This window comes from Lacimicrobium sp. SS2-24 (genome assembly GCF_002201535.1).
Lineage (GTDB): Bacteria > Pseudomonadota > Gammaproteobacteria > Enterobacterales > Alteromonadaceae > Lacimicrobium.
In genome coordinates, this window is record NZ_NIWW01000009.1 from 69,524 (window position 1) to 84,653 (window position 15,130).

Consider the following 15,130-nt stretch of genomic DNA (forward strand, 5'->3'; position numbering starts at 1 on the left):
GTGCCGCCAAAACGCATTACCATCAGAGACCACACTGCAGAAGCAAACCTGTTTGCCAGAAGAACGGTGATCGCCCTGCTGGGTATTGCTGCACTTATCGTCACACTGGTGAGTAACCTCTATTATCTTCAGGTCACCAAATACACAGACTATCAGACCCGCTCTAACGGCAATCGCATCAAGGTGTTACCGGTAGCACCAAACCGTGGGCTGATCTATGACAGAAATGGCCTTTTGCTCGCTGAAAATCGTCCGACATTCAGCCTGGAGGTTGTACCTGAACAGGTGGAGGATCTGGATAGCAGCCTGCAACGATTACGCGAATTGCTGGGCCTGTCTGAGGATGACATCCTTGATTTTCGCGAAGAACTGAAGCATCACCGCAGATTCCGCCCGGTCAGTCTGAAAGCCCGTCTCACCCATGAGGAAGTGGCGTTATTCTCGGCTCATCAGCACAAGTTTCCGGGTATTTCGGTGGAAGCCAGGCTGACCCGCCATTATCCCTACGGCGAAACACTCACCCACCTGCTCGGCTATGTGGCACGCATTAACAAAAAAGATCTGCAAAAACTGGTTGAAGCAGGTCAGGCAGACAACTATGCCGCCACCTATAACATTGGCAAACAGGGTGTCGAGAAATTTCACGAGAGTAAATTACATGGACAGGTGGGTTATCAGGAAGTGGAGGTCAACAATCAGGGCCGTATTATCCGCACCCTGAAGTTTCAGCCTCCGGTGCCCGGGGAAGATCTGGTTTTAAATGTTGACGTGAAATTACAGCAGGTTATCCGTGATGCTTTACAGGGATTCCGGGGGTCTGTGGTGGCACTGGATCCGAGAAACGGCGGAGTGCTGGCACTTTACAGTAATCCCAGCTACAACCCGAACCTGTTTGTGCACGGTATCAGTAGCAAAGACTATCAGAAACTTCTGCAATCCCGCGACAGGCCGCTGATTAATCGGGCTACTCAAGGCCAGTACCCACCGGCATCCACAATCAAACCGCATCTTGCTCTGCTGGGGCTGGAAAAAGGTGTGATCACGGAAGAAACACGGATGTTCGATCGCGGTACTTACAAGCTCAAAAACGTGGAGCGCCCCTGGAGAGACTGGAAGAAGTGGGGCCATGGCTGGGTCGATGTGAAAAAGTCCATAGAAGTGTCCTGTGATATCTTTTTTTATGACCTGGCATATAAAACGGGAATTGATAATATTTCTGAAATGATGAGTCAGTTTGGCTTTGGCGATTATACGGGTATTGACCTGTATGAAGAGTCTGCGGCGAATATGCCCAGTCGCGGTTGGAAAAGAGCGCGTTACAACGAACCCTGGTACATTGGCGACACCATCTCTGTTGGCATCGGCCAAAGCTACTGGACCACCACCCCCTTGCAACTGGCCAAATCGGTTACCACCCTTGTCAACCGCGGTACCCGCTATGTGCCACAAATCTTACGCGGCCACTACAGTAATAATAAATTGCATCTGGCCGCACCTAAGGAGCTGCAACCCATTGTGCTGGATTCACCCGACAACTGGCAGGTTGTGCTGGATGCCATGTATGGCACCGTAAACAGTGATCATGGCACCGCCAGAAATGCCTTTAAAGACACCGAATATGTCTCTGCCGGTAAAACCGGTACGGCTCAGGTCATCAGTATCGGTATGGATGAGGAGTACGATGAGGAAACCATTGCAGACCATCATAAAGACAATGCCATGTATATTGGTTATGCCCCTTTCGAAAATCCGGAGATTGTCGTGACGGTTGCCATGGAAAATGCGGGTGGCGGCAGTTCACAAGCCGCTCCCATCGCCCGTAAAGTGATGGATTATTATTTTGCCAACAAAGAAAGTGGTAACTATGCTGCGCAGTAAACTGGAACCGCATGCCAACAGCATCTGGCACCGTCTGCATATTGATCTGCCTCTGTTTCTTGCGCTCCTGGTGCTGATGGGAACGGGTCTGGTGGTGATCTACAGCGCAGGTGGCAAAGACATGGATCTGATTATACGCCAGGGCATCCGCCTGGGTGTGGCCATATCTGTAATGCTGGTATTAGCACAGATCCCGCCACTGGCCTATCGGCGATTATCCATTCACTTCTATGTGGTTGGTGTCCTGATGTTAATTGCCGTGCTGTTAATTGGCACGGTGGGCAAAGGAGCACAGCGCTGGCTGGATTTGGGCTTTATGCGGTTTCAACCATCGGAAATTATGAAACTTGCCGTACCCATGATGGTGGCCTGGTATATCAGTCGCTTTAATCTGCCCCCCCGCATTGTGAACATAGTGGTCGGCTTCCTCTTAATGGCAATACCCACATTACTGGTGGCTAAACAGCCCGACTTGGGTACGTCTCTGTTGCTGGCCAGCGCCGGATTATTTGTCTTGTTTCTGGCAGGGACCAGCTGGAAGATCATTGGCACCCTGGCCGCCCTTGCCTCGGCTTTCGCACCGATCATGTGGATGTTCCTGATGCAGGACTATCAAAAACAGCGTGTTCTGACCTTTCTCAATCCCGAATCCGATCCGCTGGGATCGGGCTATCATATTATCCAGTCGAAAATTGCTATCGGTTCCGGAGGAATTCAGGGTAAAGGTTGGTTGCAAGGTACCCAATCTCAGTTAGAATTTTTACCGGAACGACATACTGACTTTATTTTCTCGGTATTCAGCGAAGAGTTTGGATTTACCGGCATTGTTCTGTTATTGATTCTGTATGGGTTTATAGTCGTGAGGGGGATGATCATCGCCATGCGTGCGCAGGAAGCCTACAGCAAACTGCTGGCGGGCAGTATCACCCTGACCTTCTTCATTTACGTGTTTGTAAACATGGGAATGGTATCAGGCTTACTGCCTGTGGTGGGTGTTCCCTTGCCTCTGATCAGTTATGGCGGAACGTCGATGGTGACATTGCTGGCGGGTTTTGGCATTCTGATGGGAATAGGCACACAAAAACGCCTGTTATCAAGAGAATAATCAATAATGAAATTGCTCATCAGTTTGCTGATACTGACATTAAGCGGCTGCGCAACACAACAGGGCCGTTACAGCCAACGTAATGACTCTGCCCCGGCGCGCCCCCCTGCTGAAATTTCTCTGAGGGACGCAGAGCCCGTCCATGTTCCTTTTACACCGCGTGGGAATGCGCCCTACGAAGTCTTCGGCAGAGCTTACCAGCCCATGCGAACTGCCCAGGATTACAGTCAGCGCGGTGAAGCATCCTGGTATGGCCAGAAGTTTCATGGCCACCTCACATCAAATGGTGAAGTGTACGATATGTATGCCATGAGTGCCGCCCACAAAACACTGCCTCTGCCTTCCTTTGTGAGAGTGACCAATCTGGCAAACAATAAGCAGGTTATTGTGCGGGTTAACGACAGAGGTCCCTTTCACGGTAACAGGGTCATTGATCTGTCCTATGCTGCCGCTGTTAAGCTGGATATGCTTAAAACCGGTACGGCCAAGGTTCAGATCGACAGTATCCATGTGGACGAGCAGGGCAATATGCGCATTGCCGGCGAGTCACCGCTGCGCCCCGAGCAGCAGGAAGCCGCCAAAGCGCTTTTTATTCAGGTGGCCGCGCTCAGTGATGAGAACAAAGTGAAACAACTGGCCAAAGGGCTGGAAAATCTTTATCAGTTACCGACGCAATTATTAGCCTTTAATGGTGTCTACAGACTCAGACTCGGCCCTATCGAAGACAAGAATGCGGCGTCGTTGCTGGTCGAAGAGCTTAAGCGTAGCGGTTATCAGGGCGCTTACCAGCTCTACGCACCACACTAGTCTTTAGTGTCCAGGCTCACAAGTGGCAAAGCCACACAGCATCGGTTTTTAATGTTATATTGTCGACCCCGTTGTACTTGGCCGGTATCAGCTGAACAACCTGTTACTGAATCACTGCCAGCGTGGACAATGTAACCATTTTAATCAACAACAATTAATGGAAGGGTAATGCAAGTAATGACAGGCTTCTCTGGCAGACATTTTTTCAGCATCATTTTGTTATTTTTTTGCCTTAGTGCAAACGCCGCGGTGGTGATACCCAGTGCACCCGAGGTCGCTGCCAAAGGGTATGTTCTGATGGATTATCAGACAGGTAAAGTCATTGCCTCCAAGAATGCCGACATGCGCCTGGCTCCCGCCAGTCTGACCAAGATCATGACCGCTTATGTAATTGGTCAGGAAATCAAAAACGGTGCGATTACCATGCAGGATATGGTCACCGTTTCCGAAAATGCCTGGGCTAAAAACTTTCCCGAATCGTCAAAAATGTTTATTGAGGTGGGTAAACAAATCAGTGTCCATGATTTGCTTCGCGGTATTATCGTGCAATCTGGCAATGACGCCTGTGTGGCCATGGCAGAATACATTGCCGGCAGTGAAGATGCGTTTGCCAGCATGATGAATTCCTACGCCGAAAAACTGGGTATGACCGCTACCCGTTTCGCTAATAGCCATGGGCTGGACAATCCGGAACAATTTACCTCACCAAGGGACATGGGTATTCTCTCTGCAGCACTCATCCGCGATGTTCCTGAGATTTACCAGATATATTCAGAGAAAGAATTTACCTTCAATGGGATCAAGCAGTATAACCGCAACAGCCTGTTATGGGATCGTAGCCTGATGGTGGACGGAATCAAAACCGGTCACACCTCAGAGGCGGGCTATAGTCTGATCACGTCAGCTATTCAGGACGACATGCGTCTTATCTCCGTGGTTTTGGGCACAGAGAGTGAGCGAGCCCGTAAAGAAGAAAATCGCAAGCTCCTGAAATACGGTTTCCGTTTCTTCGAAACCATTGTTCCGTATCAGGCCGGAGAAAGTTTCGTTGCCCATAAGATTTTTATGGGTGACAGAGACACTGTGGATTTGGGCATTATGGAAGACACTCCCATTACTATCCCCCGCGGACAAAGTAAGAATCTTGAAGCCAACTTCCAGCTCGATAAGAAACTTGAAGCCCCGTTAGCAAAAGGTGAAACCGTAGGCACATTGTATCTGCAATTAGACGGTGAGGACGTAGCCAGTTATCCTCTGGTGACATTACAGGAAGTTAACGAAGGCAGCCTGTTTAAGCGCCTGATGGACTATGCCAAGCTGAAACTGGGTTTTGACAGCTAATCACCCCACCACCGCACCTATGGATGCGGTGGGCTTTGATTTAGCCACTTAGGGCAATTGCCACAGCTCTGCACGATCTAACGGTGTGGCCGCCGGTAATATCGGATTGTTAAGGCGAAAAACACGCCGCGTCTGCAAGGCCGCGCGCTCAATTTTGTCCTGATGTGTAGCCAGGAAAAGCTGCTCAAATTCCCCGGAAGCAATCAACTGCTCCAGTCCGCTTTCAATCAATCTTGCCAGCGCAGCGCTCTTTTTATTGACGAAAAAATACATGGCTGTGGGATAGTGCAGGGCTATATGGGGTTCGATGATGATGTTGTCGGCTTTTTCTGTCTCATCCCAGATTTCCACCACAGAACGAGGAAAAAAGTCACCGTGTCGGGATGCTAGTTGAGTAAAAAGAGCTTGATAGTCTTCTTCGGTCACCACGACAAAGCCATTCGCCTGCAGAATCTTGGTATCCGGCCAGTCATGTCCCGACAATGGCGTAAACAGCGTTAACTTCTCCATACTCTGTACATATTTAAACAAATCCTCATCGGCCGCTCTTACCAATGGGATGCGCAGTCCTATCAATCCTTTGTAAATAGGAATACGGATAGGCAGCAGATCCTGTTCCCGTTGCTCATCGGTCATACTCCACAGCACGCTGATTTCGCGATTACTTTTGAGTTGCTTAAGCGCCCTGCTTTGCAACAGGATGCGATCTGTGGCTTGCAGACGATAGTTAACACCAGTCTTTTCAAGTGCCAGACGCAGTAACTGGAGTGGATATTGTTGACGACTGTCGCCCTCAGACATAGGGCGCGGATAGGTAATATTCCACGTTGCGGCATCGGTAGGCCATGCCACCAGCAAGCTAAGTAATATCCCGAGCATTTTCATTATGTTTTCTCTCGCTACGCAATCCGCCAATCTACACTAGCGAATCCATCAGAGACAAACAAGTGAATTGCCCGGACAGTGACTACTCGATACCGATATACTTATGGGTTTGTAATGACAGACGCCAGTTGCGCTTAATACAGGTAGCCACCGCAAGTTCTGTGGCACGCCGCTGCTGACTGATCGGTTGCAGATAGACCATGGCTTGAGGATTAGTGACGGGCCTTGCCAGCAATGCGTCCAATTCCTCAATATGCTTTTGCATTGCCACCGGATGTTTGATCTCATTGGCAAGCTGTAAGGTCTGATCCAATATCTGGTATCCGCCCTTCATATCCACCTTGGGTGACAAGGTCACCCACGTATCCGGATGGGTCTGAATCTCAAAAGTCCCACTGGTCTCTATCTGCACACTGTAGCCGGACTCAATCAGCAATCCGGTGAGCTGGGTTAAATCATACATGGCAGGCTCACCGCCGGTGATTACCACATGTTTGGCCTTGTAGCCCATGCTGAGGATGCGCTTAACCAGAGAGGCGGCATCGGTACTAAAGTAAGCCTCAGAGTCTGTCGTTTTTGCCAGCACCTGCTCAGCCGGTATGTCCATTTGGGGATCCAATGTCCAGGTGTGCTTGGTGTCACACCAGGGACAACCCACAGGACATCCCTGCAGCCGAATAAAGATGGCAGGCAGCCCGGTAAAGAAGCCCTCTCCCTGAATGGTTTCAAACATTTCATTGACCTTTAGCACACTCACGTAGGGATTTTCCTTCCAGGCTGGTAAAATTAATCAAAATTAGCAGTCAATTATAAAGGCGCAACAGATATGACACAAAGAGCAGTCGTGATCTTTTCCGGTGGTATGGACTCCTTCACTGTTATCAATAAAGCCAACAAAGAGGGATTTGAACTTTTTGCTCTTTCCTTTGATTATGGTCAGCGGCACCGCAAAGAGCTGGATTATGCCAGCCGTGTGTGTGCGGAGCTGAGTATTCCCCATAAGGTGGTGGATATCAGTGCCATCAACAGCCTGATTGGCGGTTCATCACTGACTGATGATATGGATGTGGCTGAAGGCCATTATGCCGATGACAACATGAAAAATACGGTCGTTCCCAACCGTAATATGATTCTGCTCTCCATGGCTGTTGGCTATGCCGTGTCACTCAAGGCCGATAAAGTGTTTTATGGTGCCCACTCTGGTGACCATGCCATTTATCCTGACTGTCGGCCGGAATTTGTACATAAAATGAATGATGTCTGCGCCATCGCCAACTATGAGCCAGTAGAGATCGCCTGCCCTTACCTCAATGTCAGTAAAATCGACATTCTGGCAGATGGCCTGAAGATGGGACTGGACTACAGTAAGACCTGGACCTGTTACAACGGCAGAGAAAAGGCCTGCGGAAAATGCGGGGCCTGCAATGAACGGCTGGAAGCCTTTGCCGAAAATGGTGCCGAAGACCCTCTGGAATACGAAGCCTAAGGAAGCCAACGCGACACCTCAGCATGACTGATTTGAATCACAGATATTAAAAAGCCCGGCATTAGCCGGGCTTTTTGGTAAGTAATGTCAACGGGAAAATTTATCTTAGTTAAGCTTCTCTTTGATACGTGCAGACTTACCGCTACGCTCGCGCAGATAGTACAGTTTGGCGCGACGAACAGCACCACGACGCTTGACTTCAATAGAAGCCACCGCAGGACTGTGAGTCTGGAATACACGTTCAACACCTTCACCACTGGAAATCTTCCGTACGGTAAATGCAGAGTGCAGGCCACGGTTACGCTTGGCGATTACAACACCTTCGTAAGCCTGAAGACGCTCTTTCTCGCCTTCTTTAACCCGTACCTGAACGACAACGGTATCACCGGGGCCAAATTCAGGAACGTCTTTTTTCAACTGTTCTTCTTCAATACGCTTGATGATATCTTGATTGACTTTGCTCATCATAACCTCTCATCCTGGAGTAACTGTCATCTAGCTGCAGGGCTTGTTGTCATTATTCTCTGATAAGAATTCTTTTAACAAGCGTTCCTGCTCCTCAGTCAGAGCCAGGTCGTTTAACAATTCAGGGCGTCGTTGCCAGGTTCTGCCTAGCATCTGTTTTAACCGCCACTGCCTGATTTTTTCATGGTTACCTGACAACAACACGTCAGGAACCAAGCGACCGTCGAGATTTTCAGGACGCGTGTAGTGCGGACAATCCAGCAAGCCATCCGTAAAGGAATCCTGCTCTGCAGACTGCTCATGACCCAGCACGCCGGGCACAAACCGCGCTATCGCATCCATCAACACCATGGCCGGTAATTCACCGCCACTTAAGACATAATCGCCAATCGACCATTCTTCGTCGACTTCGGCTTGTATGACTCTCTCGTCGATGCCTTCATAGCGACCCGCAACCAGTATCAGACTGTCTTGTTCAGACAGCGCTTTTACTCCTTGCTGATCCAGTTTTTTGCCTTGAGGTGATAAATAAATCACCCTGGGGCGTGTTCCAGCTGCCTCTCGGGCGGCATGGATTGCGTCTGTCAGCGGCTGCACCATCATCAACATACCGGGCCCCCCGCCATAAGGCCTGTCATCTACAGTACGGTGCTTATCCTGGGTAAAGTCCCGCGGATTAAAACACTCAACCTGTAGCAAACCTTTCTTCACTGCCCGACCAAAAACCCCCTGTTGGGTGAAATTGTCGAACATTGGCGGAAACAAGCTGACTACCCCAAACCAGCGGGTCATCAGAAATCCGGTTCCCAGTCTACCTTAATGGTACGTGCCGCCCGATCCACTTGCCTGATCACTTGGTCAGGCAAATACGGAATCATTCGTTCTTTTTTGGCAAAAGCGTCATTGAGATTGGCCTGCACGATCATGACATCGTTCGAACCCGTCTCAAATAACTCGCGGACGACACCGAGATCGTAACCTTTTTCAGTAACAACCTGCATGCCCACCAGCTCACGCCAGTAAAACTCACCGGCTTCAAGTTTTGGTAGCTGCTCTGTGCGGATGCTGATTTCCAGATTTTTCAGTCTGTCGACCTGATCTCTGTCTTCAACACCTGCCAGTTTGGCTACCAGTCCTTTGCTTTGCTGACGCCATTGCTCTACCTGAATTTCAATCTGCTTACCATCCTGGTTAATTAACCAGGGTGTGTAATCAAATATGCCTTCAGGTGTGTCCGTATAGGCTGTGATCCTGGCCCAACCTTTAACACCATAAGGTGCGCCGATTTTGCCGACCACCAGAGTTTCAGACGCGTCACTCATCCTATACCTCAGTTCAACAGCTTACGCTGCTGCTTTTGCATCTTTGACCAGGCGAGTAACGCGGTCAGACAGGCTTGCGCCATGCCCTACCCAATACTCAACACGGTCCAGATCCAGGCGCAATTTTTCTTCCTGACCCTGAGCGGTCGGGTTGAAAAAGCCGATATTTTCAATAAAACGGCCATCGCGCGAGCGGCGGCTATCTGCCACCACGACCTGATAAAATGGACGCTTTTTAGCGCCACCACGCTGTAAACGAATAGTAACCATATGTGCCTCAAACTCGTTAAGCGTTGACATTAACTTACGTACCCTTTCAACCGGCAGGTTGAAGGGCCGCAGTATTGTACGGATCTGACCCATGAATGCAAGGAATTAATTGGTTTAGAAGCAGTGGCGATGGGGTAACCGCGATGTTGTCTGGCACAAGCATTGAATGGATAGCTACACCATTCTCAGCCAGGGATGCTGACTGAGTCTGCTATCCGCCCTTCACTCGAAGCGGTTAAGCCCTTCTCCGCACGGGTATCAAAGCGCAATTAGCATGTTTTAACTCACCAAACGTCATGGTATTCCACTCGCTGTTGTGATGTGTTTTTTTTACTTTTAGCAAGGTACAATCCGCTTCAACGGCAATAATGAATCAAGGATTGCGCCTGGCAGTTCAGTTTTTACTGGTGATGGTAACGCCCGTTGCTCAGATGTGCTTCATCGAGTCTGCTATAACGGTACAAAGCGGATAAAAAATTTAACGATAGTGATCTGAACCTTGCGGATTGGACCGTTTTGGCGCGTCATTTAACCTCCTCTTAGTGCACCTTCTCACAGAAACCCTCAATTGCTACAATTTCTAAAAAACTATATGCTGGACATTATTAGGGTTCCCTAATAATTTCACTACACTTTTTTAAGAATCGGAAGACTTAGAGGATGTGTCTGTTATTAATATAGGCACCCTTTAGAGGAAAATTATGAAACACGCTCTTATTGCACTTTGTTTAACATTGAGTGTCGTCGCTTGTAAAACCACGCACACGATTTATAACGCCGATACCACTTTATCAACGGTGAATATTAAAGATAAAACACTAAAACGTGCCATCATTGAAGCATTATTGTACAAACGCTGGCATGTGATTAGTGAGGAAGAAAACAAAATCATTGCCGGAATCAATGTTCGCCAGCACTACGCCGAGATAGAAATTCCCTACCAGAATGGCAGTTTCGAAATCAACTACAGGGATAGTAAGAAATTAGATTATGATGCAGCTAAAAATGGCATTCACCGCAACTATAACAAATGGATTCAATTGCTAGAAAGTGAAATTCAGAGAAATGCTTATCTGCTAGATAACTAAATAAGAAGAAGCGGTGCTATTCACCGCTTCTCCTTTTCATCATCAATAGACTACTGCGTCAAGCCCATCGATTGATTCTAATGTTGCAGCCGCTTTTTGGCCTAGTGACTTTTGCTCCCACTCTGGCATGTATTTATTATACAACTCGCTAAGCTGTGCGGTTTTCGCTTTATGCCACTTCTGCACCTCTGCATTGGGCACAGTATAGACGCATTCTTTGGCCCATTTACTTATATTCTCACCGTTAATACTAAAATCAGGGTTCTCTGGATTTACTTTAAGTGGCGTTAAAGAAAAACGCGCCTTCCAGAAGCCCATTCTAGGCCGAATGAGTGCATAATAAACCTTACCCGCTTCCACCTCGGCTTTCATGAAATCAGCATTTTCGCCAATCACCATATATGTATGATTTCCTGGCTCTACATAATGCACCATTTTTTCATTAGGACCTATGATACCTACTATCTCTGTAGCGCCTTTGTCATCCACAAGCATCACAGGTGACGTAATGGCGCCACCATAGCTTGACGCCCGCATTAATATAATAGCAGCTTTGTCATTTTGAACGAGGTTATTACTCTCAGGCATAGGAACAGTATACTTGCCGGTCGCCATGCAACCGGTTAAAAATAAAACACCGAAAATCCAGGAGAGTTTTAAGAATTGCTGAAACTTCATATATTTTCCTTATAATTACGAATCGCAGGGAAATTGTCTTGGCTCAAAATCATTCCCTATCGAGCTGGTCAAGATATTACTATCACTGTAGTCCGAAGACTGGCCTCATTATTCATCGTATGAGAAAGGATTGGAATATGAAGTGGACAAAAAGTGGTATCATCCGAATAAAATTATAAGTTTGATACAAGCATCGCGCGTCTTATGCTGCACCTGAAACACGATCAAAAATAGTCTTTAAGTGTATCTTATCGTGGTTAAGCCATCAGCTTCGACTATCCACATCCAAAAGACACCGCCTACGAATGCATTTTCATCGCTCATGACCATGCTGCGTTATAGAGGTGAAATGGGAATGTGTGCATTTTCATATCATCACGGTACAATCCGCTTCAACGGCAATAAAGAATAAGAAAATAATGAATCAAGGATTGCGCCTGGCAGTTCAGTTTTTACTGGTGATGGTAACGCCCGTTGCTCAGGCGCAAATGGCCGAACCTGTCGATAGTTTTATTGAACGGGTACGAACCGTGACTTATGACTGCCCGAATCCGGAAGACTTCAGCGAGCTGGAACAATATTTAGCATCAGATAATCTGACGCGATCACAAGAGTTTGCGCTTCTTGTGGAGAAATCACACTTTTTGATTTGTGCCGGCAAAGCATCAGATGCACAGGCACTGCTGTTTGATATTAGTCGCTGGGATGACCTGGATGAGCAAAGCTATTTTTACGCCTCGGCTATCTATCAGATTGGCTTTACCTATGATCTTAAAGAGCAGCCACAACGCTGTGAGTATTATGAGCAGGCACAGGTACTGTCGAATAACAGGCACAGTGATATTTATCTCAGTGCAACCCTGGGTTTGATCACAAACTGTCGGATGGATCTGCCTGTGGGTGAACGTTTAGGCATGATGTTTAATGTGCTCGAACAGTACTCAAAAACCAATAATTATCAGGCACTGGCTCACATTCACAACAGTATCGGCCTCATTTATGGTGACTTGCAGCAGCACGTTCTTGCCGCTGAACAGTACCTTAAAGCGCACGAAATGGGACTCAAAGTCTACACAGGCAGCAATCAGTTAACGATTTTGATCAGTGCTATCAGCTCGCTGCTGGCAAGTGGTCAGTACGAACGCGCCATGCAAGCCATCAATGAATTTGAGCGGATAAACCGCAATGTCGCGACCCCACTGACCAATTACTTTTACTATCACGCTCTGACAGGCTATTACTATCGAATCGGTGATATTGACAACCTCAAGGCTGAATTGCCGGCACTGGAAAAGGCCGTAGAACCTTTATCAAATCCTGTTTATAAGGCGATGGCGCAATGGTACAAGGTGGTGCCCTGTGTGCACGAACGAAATAAACCCTGCGTGTCAGATTACCTTCATTCACTGCCATCTATGCATCCTGCGGTGAAGTATTTTTTGGAAAACAATCTCGACTATCTGAAGCTGACGGTAGATATGCATATGGTGCTGGGAGAATGGGAGCAGGCCGAGGTTGCCTTTGAAAAATATGCAACCCGAAGCAGCGCTAACAACAAACAAAGTCAGTCTTCAGCCAGTATACTAGGGGTTGCTAATCTCTATTCCAAAATCTATTCCCTGGAATCAGAAATACAGAATACCCGGCGCACAAAGCGGTTTATTGTTGGCGCCAGCATTACTTTATTTGTGCTCTTTTCGCTGATAGTCGTTTACTACCTGCGTAAAAAGCATAAACAGAGATTGGCTATTGACCCGACGACGGGCTTGTTAAACAGTGATGTTGCACTAAGCCAGATTCAAAAAATACACAGCCCGGAAAAAGGCAAAACCAATGCTCTGGCATTACTTGATTTGAGTAATTTCAGAGAACTCAATATGGCGGTCGGCCTGGCAAAGGGTAATGAAGTGCTCAGGCAGATCTCTGCCACCTTACAAAAAATCACCCGGGATACCGATATTCTTGGCCGATATGGACCAGAGCAGTTTCTGTTATGTCTGCCTGATATTGAAGAGCAAAGTGCAATGCGCTTTTTTGACAGGTTACAAAAGGAACTGGATGAAACCCGTATCGGACAGTCCAGCCATAACACCATTAATGTGCGCTCCAGTATGAGTATCTATATTGCGACTGAAAAGCTCTCCGACATGAAAACCATACTGAATGAATTGCTGTTGTCACTGAATGTAAAAGCCGGTCATTAATGACCGGCTTTTTGTAAAACAAATAACCGTCACGCCAGAAGACGCAGTTTTGAATTAACGGTGTTTAATTCACAGCGACCTCAACTCACTGGCAATTAGCGCGGGAACATACCGCCCGGGCCGCCAGGACCACCGGGACCGCCCGGAGGCATCATACCTTTCATACGTTTCATCATCTTACCCATGCCGCCACCTGACATTTTTTTCATCATCTTCTGCATCTGGGTAAACTGCTTGAGCAGGCGATTGACATCCTGGATCTGGGTACCAGAGCCTGCGGCAATGCGACGCTTTCTGGAGCCTTTGATAATGTCCGGGCGCTGTCTTTCACCTGGCGTCATAGAATTAATAATGGCTTCCATCTGATTAAAGGACTTATCGTTGGCTTTATCCTTAATCTGTGCTGACATGTTGCCCATCCCCGGCATCTTGTCTACCAGTGACATCATGCCACCCATATCGCGCATTTGCTCAAGCTGTTCTTTAAAGTCCTGCAGGTCAAAACCTTTGCCCTTCTGTACTTTTTTGGCCAGTTTCTGCGCCTTGTCTTTATCGACTTTGCGCTCGATCTCTTCCACAAGACTCAGTACATCACCCATGCCGAGGATACGCGAAGCCACGCGATCTGGATGGAAGGGTTCCAGCGCATCTGATTTTTCGCCCATGCCCAGGAATTTAATCGGTTTCCCGGTGATATGTCTTACCGATAAGGCCGCTCCGCCTCTGGCATCACCATCGGCTTTGGTCAGAATAACACCGGTCAGGGGCAGTGCATTGTTAAAGGCCTGTGCGGTATTTGCCGCATCCTGCCCGGTCATTGCATCTACCACGAAAAGGGTTTCCACTGGTTGAATGGCGTGATGCAGGGCTTTGATTTCCTCCATCATATTCTCGTCCACATGCAGTCGCCCTGCGGTATCCACCAGCAACACGTCATAGAATTGCTTACGGGCCTGCTCAATGGCGCCTTCGACAATATCTACTGGTTTTTGATCTACCGATGACGGATGAAACCCTACTCCCACTTCAGAGGCCAGCGTTTCCAGCTGCTTGATGGCCGCCGGGCGGTAAACGTCGGCACTGACCACCAACACTTTTTTCTTTTCACGCTCTCGCAAAAACCTGGCGAGTTTACCGATACTGGTGGTTTTACCCGCCCCTTGTAAACCTGCCACCATGACCACCGCGGGAGGCTGTGAGGAAAGATCCAGCTTTTCATTGGCCTGCCCCATAATGGCTTCGAGTTCAGACTGGACAATTTTGATAAAGACCTGTCCGGGGTTAAGGCTTTTACTGACCTCAATCCCAACCGCCTTATCTTTTACCTGGCTGATAAATTCGCGGACCACCGGCAAGGCCACATCGGCTTCCAGCAGGGCCATTCTGACCTCACGCAGGGTATCCTTGATATTATCTTCAGTTAGCCGGCCGCGCCCGCTGATATTTTTAAGGGTTTTACCTAATCGCTCACTCAGATTTTCAAACATCGATTATTCCTGACTCGCTGGCACTGGTCGTGATTCCAATACCGATAAAAAGGATTATGCTGGTCAGGGATTATACCTAAGTCAACGCCGAATCTATACAGGGGGACGCAAGTC

At 48.1% G+C, this 15,130-nt stretch carries 15 protein-coding genes; 7 read left to right on the forward strand and 8 right to left on the reverse strand.

Going from position 1 to position 15,130, the window contains the following annotated elements:
* The 4 genes from mrdA (at position 1) to CCY32_RS14525 (ending at position 5,131) form a co-directional block, all read left to right on the forward strand.
* Positions 1 to 1,878: a penicillin-binding protein 2 gene (gene mrdA, locus CCY32_RS14510; protein ID WP_088331933.1), complete on the forward strand. Its 1,878-nt coding sequence runs from the start codon at positions 1 to 3 to the stop codon at positions 1,876 to 1,878.
* Positions 1,865 to 2,983 carry a rod shape-determining protein RodA gene (gene rodA, locus CCY32_RS14515; RefSeq protein ID WP_088331935.1) on the forward strand — a complete coding sequence of 373 codons (1,119 nt, stop codon included), beginning with the start codon at positions 1,865 to 1,867 and terminating at the stop codon, positions 2,981 to 2,983. The genes mrdA and rodA overlap by 14 nt, the downstream gene beginning before the upstream one ends.
* 6 nt (positions 2,984 to 2,989) lie before the next feature.
* Positions 2,990 to 3,790 (forward strand): septal ring lytic transglycosylase RlpA family protein, encoded by an 801-nt coding sequence (locus CCY32_RS14520; protein ID WP_088331937.1) that lies wholly within the window; start codon positions 2,990 to 2,992, stop codon positions 3,788 to 3,790.
* 177 nt (positions 3,791 to 3,967) lie between these two features.
* On the forward strand, positions 3,968 to 5,131 hold the full coding sequence (locus CCY32_RS14525) for a serine hydrolase (RefSeq protein WP_246840642.1): 1,164 nt from the start codon (positions 3,968 to 3,970) through the stop codon (positions 5,129 to 5,131).
* 48 nt (positions 5,132 to 5,179) lie between these two features.
* On the opposite strand, the gene CCY32_RS14530 is transcribed toward CCY32_RS14525, so the two are convergent.
* Positions 5,180 to 6,016 carry an amino acid ABC transporter substrate-binding protein gene (locus CCY32_RS14530; protein ID WP_210401754.1) on the reverse strand — a complete coding sequence of 279 codons (837 nt, stop codon included), beginning with the start codon at positions 6,014 to 6,016 and terminating at the stop codon, positions 5,180 to 5,182.
* 82 nt (positions 6,017 to 6,098) lie between these two features.
* Positions 6,099 to 6,773, reverse strand: coding sequence for a 7-carboxy-7-deazaguanine synthase QueE (gene queE, locus CCY32_RS14535; RefSeq protein ID WP_088331941.1), 675 nt, complete (start codon positions 6,771 to 6,773; stop codon positions 6,099 to 6,101).
* Positions 6,774 to 6,842: 69 nt separating this feature from the next.
* On the opposite strand from queE, the gene queC reads away from it, so the two are divergent.
* Complete coding sequence (queC, locus tag CCY32_RS14540; protein ID WP_088331943.1) at positions 6,843 to 7,502, forward strand: 7-cyano-7-deazaguanine synthase QueC; 660 nt, start codon at positions 6,843 to 6,845, stop codon at positions 7,500 to 7,502.
* A 105-nt stretch (positions 7,503 to 7,607) separates the two neighbouring features.
* Here the strand turns inward: queC and rplS are convergent, their stop codons facing one another.
* The 4 genes from rplS to rpsP are packed head-to-tail and all read right to left on the reverse strand — an operon-like array spanning position 7,608 to position 9,559.
* Positions 7,608 to 7,967 carry a 50S ribosomal protein L19 gene (gene rplS, locus CCY32_RS14545; protein WP_062484027.1) on the reverse strand — a complete coding sequence of 120 codons (360 nt, stop codon included), beginning with the start codon at positions 7,965 to 7,967 and terminating at the stop codon, positions 7,608 to 7,610.
* 30 nt (positions 7,968 to 7,997) lie between these two features.
* On the reverse strand, positions 7,998 to 8,759 hold the full coding sequence (gene trmD, locus CCY32_RS14550) for a tRNA (guanosine(37)-N1)-methyltransferase TrmD (protein ID WP_088331945.1): 762 nt from the start codon (positions 8,757 to 8,759) through the stop codon (positions 7,998 to 8,000).
* The gene (gene rimM, locus CCY32_RS14555) at positions 8,759 to 9,289 is read right to left on the reverse strand and encodes a ribosome maturation factor RimM (protein WP_088331947.1); all 531 of its coding nucleotides are present in this window, start codon (positions 9,287 to 9,289) and stop codon (positions 8,759 to 8,761) included. Before rimM ends, trmD begins: the two co-directional genes overlap by 1 nt.
* A 21-nt stretch (positions 9,290 to 9,310) precedes the next feature.
* Positions 9,311 to 9,559, reverse strand: coding sequence for a 30S ribosomal protein S16 (gene rpsP, locus CCY32_RS14560; RefSeq protein ID WP_088332093.1), 249 nt, complete (start codon positions 9,557 to 9,559; stop codon positions 9,311 to 9,313).
* 701 nt (positions 9,560 to 10,260) lie between these two features.
* Between rpsP and CCY32_RS14565 the strand changes: the two genes are divergently transcribed.
* A complete protein-coding gene (locus CCY32_RS14565; protein ID WP_088331949.1) occupies positions 10,261 to 10,647 on the forward strand; it encodes a hypothetical protein in 387 nt (128 codons plus the stop codon).
* A 42-nt stretch (positions 10,648 to 10,689) separates the two neighbouring features.
* Here CCY32_RS14565 and CCY32_RS14570 read toward each other — a convergent pair whose 3' ends face one another.
* Positions 10,690 to 11,325, reverse strand: a complete 636-nt coding sequence (locus CCY32_RS14570) for a hypothetical protein (RefSeq protein ID WP_088331951.1) — start codon at positions 11,323 to 11,325, stop codon at positions 10,690 to 10,692.
* A gap of 419 nt (positions 11,326 to 11,744) precedes the next feature.
* On the opposite strand from CCY32_RS14570, the gene CCY32_RS14575 reads away from it, so the two are divergent.
* Positions 11,745 to 13,529 carry a GGDEF domain-containing protein gene (locus CCY32_RS14575; RefSeq protein ID WP_088331953.1) on the forward strand — a complete coding sequence of 595 codons (1,785 nt, stop codon included), beginning with the start codon at positions 11,745 to 11,747 and terminating at the stop codon, positions 13,527 to 13,529.
* A gap of 95 nt (positions 13,530 to 13,624) precedes the next feature.
* Here CCY32_RS14575 and ffh read toward each other — a convergent pair whose 3' ends face one another.
* The gene (gene ffh / locus CCY32_RS14580; RefSeq protein WP_088331955.1) at positions 13,625 to 15,016 is read right to left on the reverse strand and encodes a signal recognition particle protein; all 1,392 of its coding nucleotides are present in this window, start codon (positions 15,014 to 15,016) and stop codon (positions 13,625 to 13,627) included.
* Positions 15,017 to 15,130 lie beyond the last annotated feature (114 nt).

Bases quoted from the DNA above. Each gene is read 5' to 3' on its own strand.
- rodA (WP_088331935.1), top strand. From the start codon at position 1,865: ATGCTGCGCAGTAAACTGGAACCGCATGCCAACAGCATCTGGCACCGT.
- CCY32_RS14520 (WP_088331937.1), top strand. From the start codon at position 2,990: ATGAAATTGCTCATCAGTTTGCTGATACTGACATTAAGCGGCTGCGCA.
- CCY32_RS14525 (WP_246840642.1), top strand. From the start codon at position 3,968: ATGACAGGCTTCTCTGGCAGACATTTTTTCAGCATCATTTTGTTATTT.
- CCY32_RS14530 (WP_210401754.1), bottom strand. From the start codon at position 6,016: ATGAAAATGCTCGGGATATTACTTAGCTTGCTGGTGGCATGGCCTACC.
- queC (WP_088331943.1), top strand. From the start codon at position 6,843: ATGACACAAAGAGCAGTCGTGATCTTTTCCGGTGGTATGGACTCCTTC.
- rplS (WP_062484027.1), bottom strand. From the start codon at position 7,967: ATGAGCAAAGTCAATCAAGATATCATCAAGCGTATTGAAGAAGAACAG.
- trmD (WP_088331945.1), bottom strand. From the start codon at position 8,759: ATGACCCGCTGGTTTGGGGTAGTCAGCTTGTTTCCGCCAATGTTCGAC.
- rimM (WP_088331947.1), bottom strand. From the start codon at position 9,289: ATGAGTGACGCGTCTGAAACTCTGGTGGTCGGCAAAATCGGCGCACCT.
- rpsP (WP_088332093.1), bottom strand. From the start codon at position 9,559: ATGGTTACTATTCGTTTACAGCGTGGTGGCGCTAAAAAGCGTCCATTT.
- CCY32_RS14565 (WP_088331949.1), top strand. From the start codon at position 10,261: ATGAAACACGCTCTTATTGCACTTTGTTTAACATTGAGTGTCGTCGCT.
- CCY32_RS14570 (WP_088331951.1), bottom strand. From the start codon at position 11,325: ATGAAGTTTCAGCAATTCTTAAAACTCTCCTGGATTTTCGGTGTTTTA.
- CCY32_RS14575 (WP_088331953.1), top strand. From the start codon at position 11,745: ATGAATCAAGGATTGCGCCTGGCAGTTCAGTTTTTACTGGTGATGGTA.
- ffh (WP_088331955.1), bottom strand. From the start codon at position 15,016: ATGTTTGAAAATCTGAGTGAGCGATTAGGTAAAACCCTTAAAAATATC.